Below are 18,751 nucleotides of genomic sequence, written 5' to 3'. Positions count from 1 at the left end.
TCAGCGCCGGGGCGCCCCGCTCCCGCCCGGGGAGGGCGCCCCGGGCCGGGTGCCCGGGGAGGCGGGCGCGCCGGGCGTCGCCGGGGCACCCGGGGAGGCACTGCCGGAGGCGCTCGGCGAGGCGCTCGGGCCGGGCGGGCGCACCGGGTCCGGGATGTGCACGGTCTCGAACTCCCGCTCGGGGGTGCCCTCGACGGCCAGGTCCATCGCCATCTTCCAGATCGGGCCGGGGCCACTGGAGCCGTAGACCTCGCCGTGGAACTTGCCGCCGATGGTGATGTTCTGCATCGGGACGCCGCCGACCGGGCTGCCCAGCCAGACCGCGGTGGCCAGGTCGGCGGTGTAGCCGGTGAACCAGGCGGACTTCTTCTGGTCGGTGGTGCCGGTCTTGCCCGCGATCTGGCGGTCGTCCTCCAGGCCGAGTTCGCGGCCGGTGCCCTTCTCGGTGACGCCGAGCAGCACGGTGTTGATGACGTCGGCGGTCTCCTCGGACATCACCCGCGAGCACTTGCGCTCCGGCACCGGGACGGCCTTGCCCTCGGCGTTGGTGATCTTCTCGATGGCCACCGGCGTGCAGTGGGTGCCGCGGGCCGCGAAGGTCGCGTAGACGTTGGCCATGGTCATCGGCGCCACCTCCTGGGTGCCCAGGCCCATGGCCGGGACCTCGTCCAGCTGCGCCCCGCTGGCCCGGCCCTTGATGCCGAGCTTGTTGGCCATCTGCTTGACCGCGCAGAGGCCGATCTCCTGCTCCATCTGCACGAAGTAGGTGTTGACGGACAGCGCCATCGCCTGCTTCAGCTCGTAGGGGCCGACCTCATCGGACCTGTCGTTCGGGACGCTGCCCTCCTTCTTCCCCTTCGCCTGGTTCTTCCAGGTTCCCGCGCAGGTGGTCATGGTCGGCCACTCCAGCCGGGGCGGCGAGGTGAAGGACTGGGTGGCCGGCAGGCCGGCCTCCAGTGCGGCGGCGGCCACGATCGGCTTGAAGGTGGAGCCGGGCTGGAAGCCGTTGCCGCCGCCCATCGCGGCGTCCACGTTCAGGTTGACCACGGTCTCGTTCTTGGCCTTGTCCAGGCCGTACGGACGGGTCTGGGCCATCGCCAGGATCTTGCCGGTGCCGGGCTCGATCATGGTGGCCGCGGCCGAGACCTTGTCGCTGACCCGGACCTTGGTGGTCACCGCCTTCTGCGCGGCGGCCTGCTTCTTCGGGTCCAGGGTGGTGCGGATGTCCAGGCCGCCGAGGTCCCAGAGCCGCTTGCGGTCGGCCGCGTTGGCGCCGAACACCGGGTCCTGCTGCACCAGTTGGCGGACGTAGTCGCAGAAGAAGCCCATGCCGGCCTGGGCGGTGATGCAGCCGTTGCGCGGCGCCTGGTAGCGCAGGCCGACCGGGGCGGCCTTGGCCTCGGCGGCCTGAGCGGCCGTCAGGTGGCCGCGCTCCAGCATCTTGTCGATCACCACGTCGCGGCGCTTCTGGGCGGCCTGCGGGTGGAGCTTGGGGTCGTACTGGCTGGGGTTCTGCACCAGCCCGGCCAGCAGCGCCGCCTCGGGGACGGTCAACTCCTTGGCGCGCTTGGAGAAGTAGCGCTGGGCGGCGGCCTCGATGCCGTAGGCCTGGTTCCCGTAGTACGTGATGTTCAGGTAGTTGGTGAGGATCTGGTCCTTGGTGAGCTCCTCCTCCAGCTTGATCGCGTACTTGAGCTCCTGGATCTTGCGCCCCAGGGTCTTGCGCTGCGCCGCCAGCACCGCCTCGCGGTCGTCCCCGGCCTGCTCCACGTGGACGTTCTTCACGTACTGCTGGGTCAGCGTGGAGGCACCCTGCACGGCCGAGCCGCTCTCGGCGTTCTTGCTGGCCGCCCGGAGCACGCCCTTGAGGTCCACCGCCCCGTGCTCGTAGAACCGCGCGTCCTCGATGTCCACCTGCGCCTGGCGGATCACGGTGCCCATGTCCTCCGCCGTCAGCACGGTGCGGAACCGGCCGTAGACGGTGGCGATCAGACCGCCCTGGGCGTCGTAGATGTGGCTGGCCTGGGAGAGCGGCGGGGTCCTCAGCTCGTCCGGGACCTCCTCGAAGCTCTCGGCCCCGCTCTTGGCGGTCAGGCCGAGGGCGCCGGCCGCGGGCAGGGCCATCCCGGCCAGCAGCACGCCGGACAGCGTGGAGAAGCCTATGAACTTGAGCCCGGAGGATATGGGGCGGTTCGGTGCCATGCCGGAACACTACGTCCACAAACACCGCACGGGGGGAACGATTTCGGTCTCCTCTGTCACAACTCTGCGACAGCGGCGGGATGTTCGGATGCGATCTGACCAACACCGGTCAGAGATAACGGTCATATGCGGCGGAGCCGGGCAGCCACCGTGCCGCAGAACCGGACCGACTCGACCAGCGCCGGCAGCGGGTCGTCGGCCGCCAGCCAGCCGCGCTCGGTCGAGCGCCGGGGCAGCAGGTCGCCCGGCGGGCGCAGCTCCCGCCGGGCCGAGGCCAGCGCCGAGGGCAGGTCCAGCTGGCCGACCCCGAAGGAGCGCGCCAGCTGCTCCCCCGCCGGTATCCGACGCCCCGTCATCCCCAGGTGCAGGGCCCGCACCACGTCCACCCCGGTGGTGGTCTCGAACAGCCGGAACTGCGCGCCGGTGCGCGGGTTGAAGTCCACCAGCCGGTACCGGCCGTCCCGCCGGTCCAGCCGCCAGTCCAGGTCGGCCACCCCCCGGTAGCCGATCCGGCGGCAGAACCCGGCCGCCAGCGCGGCCAGTTCGGGCTCCGGCAGGGCGCGGGCCCGGCTGGTCATCCCCGCCCCGGGCGGCCAGGAGCGCAGCTTGCGGCCGGTGAAGACCACCGGCTCGGTGCCCTCCGGGCCGCAGTACAGGTGGGTGAACCAGTCCTCGCAGTGCTCCGGCGGCAGGTACTCCTGCACCAGCACGGACGGCTCCTGACGGTCCGCCAGCAGCGCCCGCAGCTCCTCCTCGCCGCGCACCACCGTGGTGTGCCCCACCACCGGGGCGCGCAGCCGGGTGAAGGCCTCCAGGTTCTTCAGCACCAGCGGGTACCCGTGCCCGCGCCCCACCGCCAGCAGCTCCCGGTACGTGCCCGGGGTCCACGCCCGCGGGGTGTCCACCCCGTGCTCGGCGCAGAGCCGGGCCAGCCCGCCCTTGCTGGCCAGTCGCCGCGGCAGCCCGGGCTCCACCCCGGGCAGCAGGTACCAGCGGGAGAGCTCCCCGGCGTGCTCGGCCAGCAGCACCGCCGCCTCGTCGTCGGTGGCCACCGGCACCACCGGGCGGCCGATCGCGTCGCCGAGCTCCGCCAGCAGGGCCAGCAGCCGCTCCGCGGGCTCGGTGCCCCCGGTGGGCCGGACGAAGGCCCGGCCCAGGTAGCGGGAACGGGCCACCGGGGTCCAGCGGTCCTCCACCACCGCGTGCACCGGGACCCCGAGGCGCCCCAGCGTGCGGACCACGCCGAGCCCGCCGTGGTGCTGCGGGTAGCGGCCGACCTTCACCAGCAGGGCGGGCGTGCCGCGGTCCGGCTCGATCGGGGACATCCGGCTCCAGCCCTTCCTCGGCGGCGTGCCCTCCCGGTCCGCATTCTCGCCCCGACCCGACCGCACCGCCCCCGGGGTGTCCGCCCCGGCCGCGCCGCTCCCGGGGGTGCCCGGCCCGCCGAGCCGGTGCACGCTGGTCTGAGGGGTGATCACTCTGCCGCCAGGAGGGTGCCGGATGTGGACCGACCGTCAGAGGGGCGCCGCCCGGCCCGGAGCGCTCCGGTGAGCGGCCGGGCGGTGCCGGTCACCGTGGTCGGGGCCGGGCCGTACGGGCTGGCCACCGCCGCCCACCTGCTCGGGCACCGGGTGCCGGTGCGGGTGCTGGGCGAGCCGATGGAGAGCTGGCGGGAGCGGATGCCCACCGGGATGTACCTCAAGTCCTCCCCCTCCGCGTCCTCCCTCTCCGACCCCGCCGGCCGGTACCGGCTGGCGGACTTCCGGGCCGCCGAGGGCCGCGGGCCCGGCGGCCCGGCGGACCCGGTGCCGGTCGAGGAGTTCGTCCGCTACGGCCTGTGGTTCCAGCAGGCCTGCGTCCCGGACCTGGAGCGCACCGCCGTGCGCTCGGTGGAGGCCGGGCGGGCCGGCTTCCGGATCGCGCTGGCCGACGGCGAGGAGTTCACCAGCGCCCGGGTGGTGCTGGCCACCGGGCTGGCCCCCTTCCCGCACCTGCCCGCGGGCCTGGCCCCGCTGGTGGCGGCCGGTCTGGCCAGCCACTCCTGCGAGCACCGGGACCTGGCCGGGCTCGCCGGGCGGCGGGTGGCGGTGCTGGGCGCCGGGCAGTCGGCGCTGGAGAGCGCGGCGCTGCTGCGCGAGGCCGGCGCCGAGCCCACCGTGGTGGCCCGCACCGGCCGGCTGCTGTTCGGCGAGCCGCCCGGCACCGGCGGGCCCGCCGTCCGACGCCTCGTCAAACCCGGTTCGCCGCTCGGCCCGGGCTGGTCACTGCTGGCCTTCGCGCGCGGCCCGGCCGCCTTCCGGCAGCTGCCCGACCACACCCGGCTCCAGCTGGTGCGCACCGTGCTCGGCCCGTCGGGCGCCTGGTGGCTGCGCGAGCGCGTGGAGGGCCGGGTGCCGGTGCTCCTCGGGCGGACGCTGCGCTCCGCCGAGGAGCGCTCCGGCGCGGTGCGGCTGACGCTGGGCCGGCCGGGCGGCGCCACCGAGACCCTGGAGGCCGACCACCTGCTGGCCGCCACCGGCTACCGGGTGGACCTGGACCGCCTGCCCCTGCTGGGGCCCGGCACCCGTCGCGCCCTGCGCCTGCTGGAGGGCTCGCCCCGGCTGGACGCGGACTTCCAGTCCTCCGTCCCCGGCCTGTACTTCACCGGCCTGGCGGCCGCGGCCACCTTCGGCCCGGTGCTCCGCTTCGTCTGCGGCACCGGCCACGCGGCCCGCCGGATCGCCGGGGCCCTGCGGTGAACCCACTTCCCGGCGGGCCGGCCGGGACGGCGCCGCGCGGGCGGGTGCGTCTCCCCCGGCGGGTACCTCTCCCCCGGCGGGTGCGTCCGGCCCACCTGCTGCTGCCGCTGGCGCTGCTGGTCTGGGCGCTCTCGCTGCGCGCCGTGGACCTGTCCGGGATGGACGACCTGGGGCTGCTCCAGGTGCTGCCCGCCGGGTACTGGGTGGCGGTGGTGCTGCTGACGGCCGGCTTCTGGCTGGCGGTGCGTGACCGCGCCGTCCGCGTCCGGTGGTTGACGGGGTACCTGCTCGGGCTGATCGCGGTGATCCACGCGACCCCGACGCTGCTCTACCCGACCCTGCGCTACGCCTGGGCCTGGAAGCACGTCGACGTGCTGGACGCGATGCTGCGCAGCGGCGGCCAGGTGCCGCACGCCGGGGGCTTCGACATCTACAACCAGTGGCCCGGCTTCTTCCTGCTGAACGCGCTCTACCTGCGGGTCACCGGCCTGGAGTCGGCGCTCGGCTACGCGGCCTGGGCCCCGCCGGTGGTGAACGCGCTGCTGCTCGGCCCACTGCTGCTGCTCTACCGCTCCTTCTCCACCGACCGGGGGCTGGTCTGGGGCGGGCTCTGGGTCTACTACTGCTGCGCCTGGGTCGGCCAGGACTACTTCGCCCCGCAGGCCTTCGCCTTCCTGCTCTTCGTCACGGTGCTGGCCCTGGTGGCCCGTCAGCTCCCGGGCGCCGCCCCGGGAGGAGGGGCGCACGCCTCCGGCTCGCCCGAGCGGGCCGGCCCGCCCCGGCCGCTCCTGCTGCTGCCGGTGCTGCTGCTGGAGGCGGCCGTGGTGGTCTCGCACCAGCTCACCCCGCTGATGCTGATCTGCGTGCTGGCCGCCCTCGCGCTGCCCCGCCGCAACCGGCGGGCGGTGCTGCCCGCACTGGCCGGGGCGGTGGTGCTCACGGTGCTCTGGGACACCACGGCCGCCCGGCCGTTCCTGTCCCGGAACCTGCCGGAGTTCCTGGCCGGGCTGACCGCGCCGGACGCCAACGTGGTCTCCGGCCTGGCCGGGCTGGGCGCCGCCGCGCCGGGGCAGGTGGTGGTGGCCTGGGTGGACCGGGGGCTCTCGGCCACCGTGATCCTGCTGGCCGTGCTGGCCGTCTGGCGCCGACCCTGGGTGCGGCGCACCCCCCTGCCGCTGATGGCGGCGGCCCCGCTGCCGCTGCTGCTGGCGAACAGCTACGGCGGCGAGATGATCTTCCGGGTCTACCTCTTCGCGCTGCCCGCCTGTGCCTTCCTGATCACCGCCCTGCTCCGCCCGGCGGCCCGCTCCGGGGCCCGGGCGACGGCGGCCGTGGCGGTGGTGCTGGCGCTGCTCGGCGGCCTGTTCTTCGGCTACTACAGCAAGGAGAACATGAACTACTTCACCCCCGGCGAGGTCTCCGCGGTGGCCCGGATGATCGAGGTGGCCCCGCCCGGCGCGGTGATCGTCTCGGTCACCGGGAACGTGCCCGGAGTGGCGGCCCGCTACGACGTCCACCCCCGGGTCCAGCTGAACCAGGAGAGCGAGGACGTCCGCCGCCAGCTGGCCACCGACCCGCTGGCCGCGCTGGCCCGGGCCACCGCCTTCGCCCCGCCGGGCACGCCGTTCTACCTGGTGCTCAACCGGGGCCAGGCCGCCGAGTGCTACCTGACCGGCGTGCTGCCGGCCGACACGGTGGCCCGGCTGGGCGCCGCGGTGGACGCGGCACCCCGCTTCACCGTGGTCCACCGCGACGACGACGCCGCGGTCTACCGCTACGTCCCCGATCCGGGCTGACCGGGGCGGGCCGTCCGAGGAGGTGTCAGAGGTGTTCCGCCGCTTCGCCGTTCCGCTGCTGCCCGCCGTGGCGGGCTGGGCCGCGCTCGCCGCCCTGGCCCTGCCGGAGGCCGTCCGGCTGCCCGTCACCCTGCTGTTCCTGCTGACCGGTCCCGGCACCGCGCTGGCCCGTCTCGTCCCCGGCCCGTCCGGGCGCACCCGGTCGGTGGTGCTGGCCGGGGCGCTCGGCCTGGCGGTGGAGACCCTGGTGGCGGTGGCGCTCTACCTGGGCGGCTGGTTCACCCCCGCCCGGGCGGTGCTGGTGCTGGCCCTGCTGACCACCCTGGCGGTGCTGGCCCGTCCCCCGTTCGGGCGAGTGGGGCTGGCCGGGCTGCTCCTGCTGGTCAGCGCCTGCGGCGGCGGGGGCACCGGCGAGGTGTGGAACACCCCGGGCGCCCGGATCACCGAGACCACCGCCGGGGCCTCCTCCGCCGCCGCCCCGGCCCCGGCCGGCGACTGGCGGCTGGTCCTCCAGGACGAGTTCGACGGCACCGTGCTCAACACCCGGCGCTGGGCCACCTGTTACGACTGGAACGACGACGGCTGCACCAACAAGGCCAACCACGAGCTGGAGTGGTACCTGCCCTCCCAGGCCACCGTCGGCGGCGGCGCGCTGACCCTGACCGCGCAGCGCCGCCCGACCACCGGCGCCGACGGGCAGGTCTACCCCTGGACCTCCGGCATGGTCACCACCGGCCGGGACTCCTGGGACGCCCAGCCCCGGCAGGTCTTCACCCGGGGCTACTTCGCGGCGGCGGTGCGGATCCCGCCGGAGGGCGGCATGTTCCCCGCCTTCTGGCTGATGCCGGCCGCCACCCGGACCACCCCGCCCGAGCTGGACGTGGTGGAGTTCATCGGCTCCACCGACAAGGCCCAGTTCACCGTGCACTGGGCCGGCCCGAACGGCCAGGACCTGCACGACGCGGCCTTCTTCGGCCCGGCCGACTTCCCGGCCGGCTACCACGTCTTCGCACTGGCCTGGGAGCGGGACGCGCTCACCTGGTACGTGGACGGGGTGGCCCGGCACCGGGAGACCCGGCCGGAGCGGATCCCGGACCAGCCGATGGAGCTGCTGCTCAACCTGGCGGTCGGCTACCCCGCGGCTCCGCCGGACGGTGTGGACACCGCCCGGATGCAGGTGGACTGGGTGCGGGTCTGGCAGCACTGACCGGCCGTCGGACGCCGCCGGCACCGACCGGCCGCCACCCGTCCGGTCCCACGTCTCACAGGTCGGGCGGCCCGCCGACCGGGCGGCGGACGGCGGCCCGCATCCGCCGGTAGTACCGCCAGCCCTTGGTCCGCAGGCGCTCGGGGTAGGGCGCGACCGGGGCGCCCTCGCCGTCCGACCAGCGGCGGAAGTGCTCGGCCGTGGTGTCGGCCCGCACCATCAGCCGGGAGATCCGCAGCGGGTCGTCGTTGCCGGAGCTGAAGGCGTTGCCCACCGCGCAGGCGGAGGTGAACCCGGCCAGGCTCACCTGGCGCCGCACCGCCGCGCTGGAGTACCCGTGCGGGTGGGCGAAGGAGAGCACCTGGTGGCCGAGCACGTCCTCCAGCTCCCGGCGGCAGCCGACGATCTCACCCGGCAGCCAGCGGCCGGGCAGGGTGTCGAGCTGCGGGTGGGTGCGGGTGTGCGCGCCGATCTCCACCCCGCAGGCGTCCAGGGTGACCACCTGACGCCAGCTCAGCATCCGGGCCGGCGGCAGCAGGCTGCCGGTGGCCGGCCCGCCGGGCGGGTGCACGGCGCCGGTGGTGACGAACAGGGTGGCGGGCAGGCCGCGGTCGGTGAGCTGCTGGACCACCGTCCAGTAGAAGTCGGCGAAGCCGTCGTCGAAGGTGAGCACCGCGCAGTTCTCCGGCAGGGCCGGGCCGCCGCGCAGCGCGGAGACCAGCCGGTGCAGCGGGATGACGGTGCGTCCGCTGTCGGCGATCCGGTCCAGCTGCTCGGCGAAGACGCGCGGGGTGACGGTCCACGGGGCGATCCAGGACGGCGGGTCCTCGGAGACCGAGTGCCACAGGTACACCGGTACGACGGTCATGGCGCACCTCCCGGCCCGCCCGGCCCGCCCCCGGCCGGGACCGCGGGCAGCGGGGGCACCGCCGAGGGCAGCGCCCGGCGCAGCCGTCCGGTGGTGTAGCCGGTCACCGTGACGGCCACCCCGAGGGCCAGCGCGGCCAGTTCGCGCGGGCCGCCGCCGCCCCGGCGCATCGCCCGGGCCATCCCGCGCGGCACCACCGAGTAGAGGTAGCGGCGCTCGCTGGCCAGCGCCGGGCGGCGGCCCGCGTGCCGGGTGACGGCGGCCTTGGAGAGGCCCTCGGCGTAGCAACGGGCCCGGAAGTAGCTCCAGTTGGTGCGGCCCTCGGGCACCCGGTGGCTGACTCCGGCGGTGGGCTCGTAGCGCAGCATGGCACCGGGGTGACGGGCGGTCAGCCGGATGCAGAGCTCGGTCTCCTCGCAGCCCAGCGGGCGGCTGCCGACCCGGCCGAGGTCGGGGCGGAAGCCGCCGGCGGCGAGCAGCTCGGCCCGCCGGAAGGACATGTTGGCGCCGATGAAGTTCCGTACGCAGCCGTCCTGTTCGGGCATGCCGAGGTAGGAGCAGCCGACCACCCAGTCGAACTCGGGCGGGAACCAGGCGGGGCGCCCGCTCTCCCAGTGCGGGCGGACCAGGCCTCCGACGCCGAGCACCCGCTCGTCCCGGTAGCCGGCCAGCAGCCGCTCGGTCCAGTCCGGGTCGGCGGTGGCGTCGTCGTCCAGGAAGGCGACCACGTCGCCGTGGGCGAGCGCGGTGCCGGTGTTGCGCGCGCCGGACAGGCCGGGGCTCTCGTGGTTGGGCACCACCCGGACGCCGGCCAGCACCCCGGCGGCCCGCACGGCCAGCTCGGGGCAGTGGTCGACCACCAGCAGCAGCTCCTCGGCGGGGCGCTGCTGGCGCTGCACCGAGCGGACGGCGGAGACCAGCTCGGGCCAGCGGGCCATGGTGTAGGAGCAGATGACCACGGTGAGGGTGGGCGGACGGCCCGCCAGGACCGGTTCGGTGAGCGGGTTGGCGGTCATTGCCGTCACCGTCCCTTCGGGAGCCAGCGGCCCGTGGTGGCCAGCAGGGCGAGTGCGAGGGTGCTCTCGGCGATCAGCCAGGCCAGGGCGACGCCGGTGATGCCGAGCGGGGGGATCAACAGGAGGGTGAGCAGCAGCACCAGCCCGAGCAGGGCGGCCTGGAGGGCGACCACCCGGCGCATCGCCCGGCGGGCCCGGCAGACGTCCACGGCCAGGCCGAGCACCAGGTTGGGCAGGGCGGACAGGGCCAGCAGCCGCAGCGCGGTGGTGCCGTGCTCGGCGTAGCCGGGGCCGAAGAGCGAGAGCAGCCAGGGGGCGGTGACCACCAGCAGCGCCGCGCCCGCGCCGATCAGCGGGGCGGAGTGCCGCAGCACCCGGCGGGCCTGGGCGGCCAGCCGCTCCGGGGCGTGCGCGGCCTCGACGATCAGCGAACTGCCCATGTTGAGCGCGACCAGCTGGAGGGTGTAGGCGATCACCCAGGCCAGCGAGAAGTAGGCGCTCTGCTCGGCCCCGAGCCGGCCGAGCACCAGCAGCGGCAGCACGCTGAACGAGGCGGTGCGCAGCAGGGCGCCGAGGTAGTCGGCGGCCGCGTAGCGGACCAGTCCGGCGGGCCGGGCCGCGTCCCTCCCCGCCCGGGCGTGGGCCGGGACGGCGCGGCCGAACAGGTAGGCGTTGGTGACCAGCAGGGAGAGCAGCAGGGCCGCGCTCCAGGCGAGCAGGATCCCGGAGCCGGGCAGGACTCCGGAGACGGGCAGCAGGACGCAGAGGCCGAGCAGCGCGGCCTTGGCGACGGCGAACAGCGCGTTCTCGCCGAGCACCCAGCCGGGTCGGCGCAGCCCGGTGAGCGCGCCGTCCTGGAGCACGAAGAGGGTGTACCCGGCGGCCGCGGCGACGAAGGCCACCGCGACCACGGGGGTGCGCAGGAAGTCCAGCTCGGGGGCGAGCACCGGGACGAGCAGCAGGAAGGCGCCGGCCGCGAGCACGGTGGCCGCCGAACTGACGGCGTAGCAGCGCAGCAGCAGGCGGCGGGTGTGCCGGCCGGCGGTGGGGACGAAGCGCATCAGCACGTCGCCCAGGTTGAACTGGCCGATGCCGGAGAGCAGGGCGGCGGCAGCCAGCGCGGCGTACCCGCGGCCGACCGCCGCCGGGCCGTACCAGGCGCTGGCGAGCAGCCAGAACAGGCCGCCGAGCCCGGCGGTGAGCAGTGAACTCGCGGTCAGGACATGGCCGTTGCGCAGCAGCGGCTCGGTGGCGAGGGCGGCCCGCAGCCGGGCCCGGAGCAGGGCCGGGTAGGAGCACTGGCAGGGCAGCGGGAGCGGGCAGCCGCACCCCACCGCGGTGCCCCGGGTGGTGGCGGTGGCGGCGGCCATCGTGCTCACCCCGTCCGCGGGCCGGGGCGCCGGGCGCCGGCCGGCACCGGGTCGCGGGCGATCCGCTCGTCGGCGATCCGGCGCCGCTCGGCCTGGTGCTGGGCGCGCAGGTAGCCGAGCGGGCCGTACAGCATGCCGGAGAGCTCCAGCAGGGTGAGGCGGGTGGAGTGCTCCCCCGCGACGGTGGTGCGGTGCCTGGCCTGGCCGAGGGCCTGGCGCAGGCCGCCGGGCAGGCGGCGCAGCAGGGCGGGCAGCAGCCGGGGGTCGGCGGTGACGGCGGCGGCCAGGTAGGCGCCGAGGCCGGCGCCGTAGCCGTAGAGCTGGGCGGGCAGGGCCTCGTCGGCCCGGCGGTGGCGGTGCCAGATGATGGCGTCGGGCCGGTAGTCCAGCACCAGACCGGAGTTGACGATCCGGAAGAAGGCCAGCAGGTCGTCGCCGCCGTGGGCGGGGGTGCCGGCGCCGGTGGCGGGGTCGAAGCCGCCGAGGGCGCGGAGCAGCCCGGTCCGGAAGGCCATGTTGGCCCCGGAGCCGAACCGCCCCGCGGTGAACGGGAAGAGCGGGTCGGCGCTCGGCAGGTCGATGGCGTGCCGGCGCTCGCTGAAGCCCTTGTCGTAGCCGCCCTGGCGGTGCAGGGCGGCCTGGGCCGGGGTGGCCAGTTCGGCGGGCAGGATCAGGCCGGTGACGCAGCCGGTCCTGGAGTCGCGGTCGAAGGCGTCCGTCAGGGCGGCCAGCCAGTACCGGTCCACCAGGGTGTCGTCGTCGGTGAAGGCGATCAACTCGCCCCTGGCGGCGGCCAGTCCGAGGTTGTGCGCCCGGGCCAGGCCCGCCACCGGCTCTCGCAGGTAGCGGACCCGGCCGGCGTACCGCTCGCGGATCAGCGCGTGGGCGTCGTCCCCGGCCGGAGCGTTGTCGACCACCAGCACCTCGTACTGCGGGCTGTCGATCCGCAGCAGGGAGTCCAGGCACTGGCGGAGCGGCTCCGGCCGGTCATGGGTGGCGATCACGACGCTGACGCGCGGCGGAGGGCCCGCGGGCGTCCGGGGGCCGCCGACCCGACTTGAGGGCCCGCCGGACGTCGCGGAGGTCAACTGGGATGGGACGGTTCGAGGGCGGGCGGGGGTGGGGCCGAGTTCGCGGTGAGCGGCAGCGACCAGCGTCCGGTACGTTCCGCCGGGGTCGGCGGGGTCGGCACCGGTGGCCTCGACCAGGCCGAGCGGGTGTCCGTGCAGCCGCACCAACGCCAGCACGCGGCCGTCGGGAGCGGCCGGCCCGGTGCCGCCGGGCGAGCGCAGCTCACCGGGTTCGGCCAGGTCCAGTTCGACCACGTGGACGGGGGTGTCGAGCGTGTCACGGGCGGCGGGGCAGGGGCAGGCCGCTGCGGTCCGCTGGTCGTTGCCGTTCATCATCGCTCCCTCGATACGGGTGCGGCCGCACCCCGGCTGCCAGGTCGTTCGGCGATCAGGGTGCGCAGCACCCGGCGGCCGTCGGAGACGGCGTGCAGGTGCGAGCGGCCGCTGCGTCGGGGGAGTTCCAGGCTCGGTACCTCGGCGATCCGCAGGCCGGAGCGGAGCGCGTGCGCGACCATCTCCGCCTCGATCTCGAAACCGGCCGAGCGCAGGTCGAGTTGGTCCAGGAAGCTGCGGCGGAAGGCGCAGAAGCCGTAGCAGAGGTCGGTCAGCCTGGCCCCGTAGAGCCGGTTCACCACGGCCAGCAGCGCGAGGTTGCCGAGCGTGCGGATCCGGGTCAGGTCGAGGGAGCCGCCGCCGCCGATGCAGCGCGAGCCCTTCACGAAGTCGTAGCCGTGGTCCAGGAAGTGCAGGTAGTGCGGGATCTCGCCGGGCCACATGGACCCGTCCGCGTCCATCATCACCACGTACTCGCCGGTGGCGGCGGCGAATCCGGTGCGCAGCGCGTTCCCCTTGCCGGGGGCGCTCTGCTGGAGGGGGCGGACGGTGGGCAGTGCGTGTTCGGCGACGGCCAGGGTGGCGTCGTCGGAGGAGCCGTCGACCAGGATCACCTCGTCGACGCAGCACGGGATCTGCTCGAACACCCAGGGGATGTTGCGGGCCTCGTTCTGCGCGGGGATGACCAGGCTGACGGAGTGTCGGGTCCGTGTTCCGTCGTCCACCCGGCGCCGGGGCCGGTCGGCCGGCGGCCGGTCGGTGGTGCGGCGCAGCGGCCGGGCCTGGCGGTCCGGGTACGGGAGGACGTTCGGAGGCAGCGTGGTGCTCATCGTTGGACAGCCTCTCGGGAGGCAGCGGGCACGCCGGTACTCCCACGGGCGTGGCCCTCTGTCGACGGGGCGGTGCCGGCCGCGCCTCGGGCGCGGGGTGTGCCCCGGTTGGAAGGGGGAGAGCGGTCGGGAACGGCGCGTGGGATTCGGTGGGACTGCCCCGAGAACCCTTCGGGGATACGCGCCGACCGGTCTCCGGCGGCTGGAGCCGCCTGGGTCGGGCAACTGGCGAATGAACTGGTGCCAGGGCCTCATCGTCCGCCCGTCCGGCGAGCGATGTCAACCCTTATGTCCGATTTGACCTAAGGGAGTTCGAGCTGCTCCCGCCGGGCCGCCGTCTGCTCGGCCAGCCGCCGGGCGATGTCCTCCGGGCGGGCCGGGCGGCCGAAGAACCAGCCCTGGGCCCAGTCGCAGCCCATCTCGCGCAGCCGCTGGGCGTCCTTGTCGGTCTCCACGCCCTCCGCGGTGACGGTCAGGCCCAGGGTGTGGGCCAGCGAGACCAGGCCGCTGACGATCCGCCAGCCGGTGTGGGTGTCCTTGGCCGGGTCGTGCATGTCGCCGACGAAGGAGCCGGCGATCTTCAGGCAGGAGACCGGCAGGTCCCGCAGGTAGGCGAGGTTCGACCAGCCGGTGCCGAAGTCGTCCACCGCCAGCGAGACGCCCAGGTCCCGCACCCCGTGCAGGGCCTTCAGGGTCTCGTCCTCCGGGCCGACCACGGTGGACTCGGTGATCTCCAGCTGGAGCTTGCCGGCCGGCAGCCCGGTCTTGCGCAGGATCCGGTCCACGTCGGTGACCAGCCCGGCGCTGCGGGCCTGACGGACCGCCAGATTGACGTTGAGCTGCGGGGCCGCCTCGCCGAACTCCCGTACCCAGTCGGTGGCCTGACGGCACGCCTGCTCCAGCACCCAGCGGCCGAGCGGCATGATCAGGCCGGTCTCCTCGGCCACCCCGATGAACTCGTCCGGGCCGAGCACCCCGAGCTGCGGGTGGCGCCAGCGCACCAGCGCCTCGACCGCGACCAGCCGGCCGTCGGCCAGCGAGCAGAGCGGCTGGTAGTCGATGTAGAACTCGCCGCGGTCGAGCGCGGCCGGCATCCGGACCGAGACCGCGTAGCGGCTGACCGCCCGGGCGTTCTCCTTGGGGTCGAAGAGGGTCCAGCGCCCGCGCCCGGCCTCCTTGGCGCGGTAGAGCGTCAGGTCCGCCGCGCGCACCGCCGCCCCCGGGGTGGTGGTGGCCACCCGGCGCTCCAGCACGCCGACGCTGGCGCCGACCGCCAGCGAGTGGTCGCCCACCTGCACCGGTCTCGCCAGCGCGGCCAGCACCGTCTTGGCGGCGGCCACCGCCTCCTGCTCGCCCCGGCAGTTCTCCAGCAGCACCACGAACTCGTCGCCGCCGAGCCGGGCCACCAGGTGGCCGAGCGGGGTCAGCGCGGTCTCCAGCCGCTGGGCCACGGCGGCCAGCAGCTGGTCGCCGGTGTCGTGGCCCAGGCTGTCGTTGACCACCTTGAAGCCGTCCAGGTCCACGTAGCAGAGCCCGAAGCGGGCGCCCGGCTCCGGCTCCTCGAAGAGCTTCTCCAGCCGCTCGAAGAAGGCCACCCGGTTGGGCAGTCCGGTCAGCGGGTCGTGGGTCGCCTGGTGGCGCAGCCGCTCCTGGAGGCGGTAGCGGTCGGTGATGTCCTCCAGCATCGCCACCTGGTAGAGCGGTCTGCCCTCGTCGTCCCGGATCAGCGAGACGGTCAGGTGGGTCCAGACCACCTCGCCGTCCTGCCGGTAGTAGGGCTTGTCGAACTGGAAGTACTCGGTGCGCCCGGAGATCAGGTCCTCGTACGCCTCCCAGACGCCGGGGGTGTCCTCGGGGTGCACCAGCTCGTCCACCCGACGGCCCGTCATGTCGATCGGGCCGGTGCCGAAGATCTCCCCGAGCGCCTTGTTCACCGAGATGATGTTGCCGTCGGTGTCGCCGATGCCGATGCCGATCGCGGCCGACTCGAAGAGCGCGCGGAACTTGTTCTCCGACTCCCGCAGCGCCTTCTCCACCTCCAGCTTGGCGGTGTCCGCCGCCAGCCGGATCGCCTCCTGCTCGCGCAGGGTCCGCTCGCGCAGGGCGCGCGCCCAGCCGGCCGCGAAGGAGCCGCACAGCTCTGGGCCGCGGCCGTCCGGGTCGGGCGTGCGCTGGAGCAGCTCCACCGCCCGGGCGAGCACCACCGGGTCGGTGAAGTGCGCGTCCACCAGCTGGGCCCCGGCCTGGGCGGCCAGCTCCGGCCGGAACGGCTCCTCGGTCTGCGCGCGGTGCAGCAGCGCGGCCGTCCGGGAGACCAGCCTGCGCAGGATGCCCGGGTGCACGGCGGCGCCGTGGCCGCTGGAGAGCAGCCGCTCCCACTCGCCGTGGAAACGGACCGCCCGCTCGGCCTGCGCCAGCTCCTCGGTCTCGCCCGGGCCTGCGGTCACGGCTTCAGCCCGACGCCCACCAGACCGGTCATCCGCTCCGGGTTCGGGCCGACCGACTCCGGGTCCTCCGGCCGCCACTGCGGCATGTAGACCAGGCCCGGCTCCAGCAGCTCGAAGCCCTCGAAGAACTTCTCCACCGCCGCGAAGTTGCGCATCGTGATCGGGGTCGGGGTGCGCTTGTACAGGTCCTGGTGGGCCTCGGCCTGGTCCGGGCGGCCCTCCAGGGAGGCGTGGCACATGACCAGGGCGCTACCGGAGGGCAGCGCGTCCCGCAGCTGCCGCAGCAGCTTGTACGGGTCGTCCTCGTCGGTGATGAAGTGCAGCACCGAGACCAGCAGCAGGGCCACCGGCTCGCCGTCCGCCAGCAGCGCCTCGACCTCGGGCCGGGCCAGGATGCCCGCCGGGTCGCGCAGGTCGGCCTCGACCACCAGGCTCTGCGGGTCCTCCTTGAGCAGCAGGCGGCTGTGCGCGACGGCGATCGGGTCGTGGTCCACGTAGACCACCCGGCTGTCGGGGCGGATCGCCTGGGCCACCTCGTGCACGGCACCGAAGGTCGGGATGCCGGAGCCGATGTCCAGGAAGCGGGTGACACCGCTCTCGGCGAGGAACTGGACGGCGCGGCGCAGGAAGGCGCGGTTGGCGCGCATGATCTCCGGCAGCTCCGGCCAGAGCTCCATCGCCTTGCGGGCCATCATCCGGTCGACCTCGAAGTTGTGCGAACCACCCAGGTAGTAGTCGTACATCCGGGCCGCGTTCGGCTTGTCGAGGTCCGTTCCGGCGGGCACCCAGTTGGCTTGCTGCATGACCGCACCCCTACCGGTTCTGAATCTGACGGGACAACACGAGGATCTTCCTATCATCGCCCCACCACCTGCAACCAGCGAAGCAGCAGAGACGGAAGTGAATACTGAGGCGCAGAATGGAAGCCTCATGGCCGGACGGATCGAGGACTACGCGCTCCTCGGAGATCTCCAAACCGCCGCCCTGGTGGGCCGGGACGGTTCGGTCGACTGGCTCTGCCTGCCGCGGTTCGACTCCCCCAGCTGCTTCGCCGGCCTGCTCGGCAACGACCGGCACGGGGCCTGGCGGCTGGCGCCCGAGGGCGGCGGGCCGTGCACGGAGCGGCGGTACCTGCCGGAGACCCTGGTGCTGGAGTCGGTCTGGCGGACCCCCGCCGGGGCGGTGCGGATCACCGACTTCATGCCCCAGCGCGACCGGCTGCCGCGGCTGGTGCGGCTGGTGGAGGGGCTGAGCGGCGCCGTGCGGATGCGCGGGGCTCTACGGCTGCGGTTCAACCACGGGCGGATCGAGCCCTGGGTGCGCCGCACCGACCACCACCGGATCGCGGTGGCGGGCCCGGACGCGGCCTGGCTGCGGGTGCCGCCGGGGGTGCACACCTGGGGCGAGGACGGCGCCACCGTCTCCGAGTTCACCGTGCGGGCCGGCGAGCGGGTGCCGTTCGTGCTCACCTGGCAGCCCTCCCACCACACCAGCACGCCCCGCGCCGACCCGGCCGGGCTGCTCGCCTCCACCGTGCGGCGCTGGCAGGACTGGGCGGCGGGCTGCCGCTACCAGGGGCCGTACCGGGATCAGGTGCTGCGCTCGCTGATCACCCTCAAGGCGCTCACCTACGATCCGACCGGCGGCATCGTGGCCGCGCCGACCGCCTCGCTGCCGGAGCACCCGGGCGGGGAGCGGAACTGGGACTACCGGTTCTGCTGGCTGCGCGACTCCAGCCTGACCCTGGCGGCGCTGCTGCGCGGCGGCTTCCGGGAGGAGGCGGCGGCCTGGCGCAAGTGGCTGCTGCGGGCCATCGCGGGCGATCCGGGCGACCTCCAGGCGGTGTACGGGGTGGCCGGCGAGCGGACCCTGCCGGAGACGCTGGCCGACTGGCTGCCCGGGTACCAGGGATCGACCCCGGTGCGGTTCGGCAACGCGGCCGTGCACCAGCTCCAACTCGACGTCTACGGCGAGGTGTTGGACACCCTGGAGCTGTCCTGGCAGGCGGGCGTGCCGATGGAGCGCCAGGTCTGGGGGCTGCTCCGCTCGCTGATGGCCTTCCTGGAGCTGCACTGGCGCGAGCCGGACGAGGGGCTGTGGGAGGTCCGGGGCGGCAAGCGGCAGTTCGTCCACTCCAAGGTGATGGTCTGGGTGGCCGCCGACCGCGCCGTCCGGCTGGCCGAGGCCACCGGCCTGCCGGCCCCGCTGGAACGCTGGCGGGCGCTGCGCGACGCGGTGCACGCCGAGGTCTGCGAGTACGGCTACGACCACCGCCGCGGGGTCTTCGTCCAGGCTTACGGGGAACAGGAGTTGGACGCCGCCACGCTGTTCGTCGCCAAGTCCGGCTTCCTGCCGCCCGGGGACCCGCGGGTGGTCCGGACGGTGGACGCGGTGCGCAGCGAGCTGGACCACGGTGGCTTCGTCCGCCGCTACCACACCCTCCCTGACGGCGTGCCCGGCTCCGACGGGCTGGCCGGGCCGGAGGGCGCCTTCCTGGCCTGCTCGTTCTGGCTGGCCGACGCGCTGACCGCCACCGGGCGCCGGGAGCAGGCCCGCGAGCTGTTCGAGCGGGTGCTGGCGCTGACCAACGACCTGGGCCTGCTGGCCGAGGAGTACGACCCCGGGACGGGGCACCAACTCGGCAACGCCCCGCAGGCGTTCACCCACATCGGGCTGGTCAACACGGCCTTCGCGTTGGACGGGGACGAGGCGGGGGGGGGCGCCCCCCGCCGGGGGGGGGGGGGGGGGGGGGGGGGGGGGGGCGGGGGGGGGGGGGGGGGCGGCCGGCGGGGCGGGCGGCCGGGGCCCCCCCCCCCCCGCCCCCCCCCCCCCCCCGCCCCCCCCCCCCCCCCCCCCCCCCCCCCCCCCCCCCCC

At 74.9% G+C, this 18,751-nt stretch carries 12 protein-coding genes and 1 pseudogene; 4 read left to right on the top strand and 9 right to left on the bottom strand.

Going from position 1 to position 18,751, the window contains the following annotated elements; all coding sequences use genetic code 11:
• Together ACIA8O_RS20550 and ACIA8O_RS20545 are read right to left on the bottom strand one after the other, a co-directional pair.
• Entirely contained in the window at positions 1–2,202 is a 2,202-nt protein-coding gene (locus ACIA8O_RS20550; protein ID WP_396295358.1) for a transglycosylase domain-containing protein, read from the bottom strand.
• A gap of 122 nt (positions 2,203–2,324) precedes the next feature.
• On the bottom strand, positions 2,325–3,680 hold the full coding sequence (locus ACIA8O_RS20545) for an ATP-grasp domain-containing protein (protein ID WP_396295357.1): 1,356 nt from the start codon (positions 3,678–3,680) through the stop codon (positions 2,325–2,327).
• Between the two features lie 24 nt (positions 3,681–3,704).
• Between ACIA8O_RS20545 and ACIA8O_RS20540 the strand changes: the two genes are divergently transcribed.
• The 3 genes from ACIA8O_RS20540 (at position 3,705) to ACIA8O_RS20530 (ending at position 7,943) form a co-directional block, all read left to right on the top strand.
• Complete coding sequence (locus ACIA8O_RS20540) at positions 3,705–4,940, top strand: FAD-dependent oxidoreductase (protein ID WP_396295356.1); 1,236 nt, start codon at positions 3,705–3,707, stop codon at positions 4,938–4,940.
• 80 nt (positions 4,941–5,020) lie between these two features.
• Positions 5,021–6,736: a glycosyltransferase gene (locus tag ACIA8O_RS20535; protein WP_396295355.1), complete on the top strand. Its 1,716-nt coding sequence runs from the start codon at positions 5,021–5,023 to the stop codon at positions 6,734–6,736.
• Positions 6,737–6,758: 22 nt separating this feature from the next.
• On the top strand, positions 6,759–7,943 hold the full coding sequence (locus ACIA8O_RS20530) for a family 16 glycosylhydrolase (RefSeq protein ID WP_396295354.1): 1,185 nt from the start codon (positions 6,759–6,761) through the stop codon (positions 7,941–7,943).
• A 55-nt stretch (positions 7,944–7,998) separates the two neighbouring features.
• Here ACIA8O_RS20530 and ACIA8O_RS20525 read toward each other — a convergent pair whose 3' ends face one another.
• The 7 genes from ACIA8O_RS20525 to ACIA8O_RS20495 form a co-directional block, all read right to left on the bottom strand.
• Entirely contained in the window at positions 7,999–8,811 is an 813-nt protein-coding gene (locus ACIA8O_RS20525; RefSeq protein ID WP_396295353.1) for a polysaccharide deacetylase family protein, read from the bottom strand.
• Complete coding sequence (locus tag ACIA8O_RS20520) at positions 8,808–9,827, bottom strand: glycosyltransferase family 2 protein (RefSeq protein ID WP_396295352.1); 1,020 nt, start codon at positions 9,825–9,827, stop codon at positions 8,808–8,810. The genes ACIA8O_RS20525 and ACIA8O_RS20520 overlap by 4 nt, the downstream gene beginning before the upstream one ends.
• A gap of 5 nt (positions 9,828–9,832) precedes the next feature.
• Complete coding sequence (locus ACIA8O_RS20515; protein WP_396295351.1) at positions 9,833–11,197, bottom strand: lipopolysaccharide biosynthesis protein; 1,365 nt, start codon at positions 11,195–11,197, stop codon at positions 9,833–9,835.
• A gap of 5 nt (positions 11,198–11,202) precedes the next feature.
• Positions 11,203–12,600 (bottom strand): glycosyltransferase family 2 protein, encoded by a 1,398-nt coding sequence (locus tag ACIA8O_RS20510; protein WP_396295350.1) that lies wholly within the window; start codon positions 12,598–12,600, stop codon positions 11,203–11,205.
• Positions 12,600–13,430: a glycosyltransferase family 2 protein gene (locus ACIA8O_RS20505; RefSeq protein WP_396295349.1), complete on the bottom strand. Its 831-nt coding sequence runs from the start codon at positions 13,428–13,430 to the stop codon at positions 12,600–12,602. The genes ACIA8O_RS20510 and ACIA8O_RS20505 overlap by 1 nt, the downstream gene beginning before the upstream one ends.
• A 302-nt stretch (positions 13,431–13,732) precedes the next feature.
• Positions 13,733–15,877, bottom strand: a complete 2,145-nt coding sequence (locus tag ACIA8O_RS20500; protein ID WP_396295348.1) for a putative bifunctional diguanylate cyclase/phosphodiesterase — start codon at positions 15,875–15,877, stop codon at positions 13,733–13,735.
• Positions 15,874–16,680: an SAM-dependent methyltransferase gene (locus tag ACIA8O_RS20495; protein WP_396295347.1), complete on the bottom strand. Its 807-nt coding sequence runs from the start codon at positions 16,678–16,680 to the stop codon at positions 15,874–15,876. The genes ACIA8O_RS20500 and ACIA8O_RS20495 overlap by 4 nt, the downstream gene beginning before the upstream one ends.
• A 127-nt stretch (positions 16,681–16,807) precedes the next feature.
• On the opposite strand from ACIA8O_RS20495, the pseudogene ACIA8O_RS20490 reads away from it, so the two are divergent.
• Positions 16,808–18,595, top strand: a pseudogene (locus ACIA8O_RS20490) (glycoside hydrolase family 15 protein); the annotation flags it as partial.
• Positions 18,596–18,751 lie beyond the last annotated feature (156 nt).

The sequence above is a fragment of the Kitasatospora sp. NPDC051853 genome (genome assembly GCF_044452665.1).
Taxonomy (GTDB): Bacteria; Actinomycetota; Actinomycetes; order Streptomycetales; family Streptomycetaceae; genus Kitasatospora.
The sequence above is the reverse complement of the archived record's forward strand: the minus strand, read 5'-3'. Positions and strand labels throughout refer to the sequence as shown.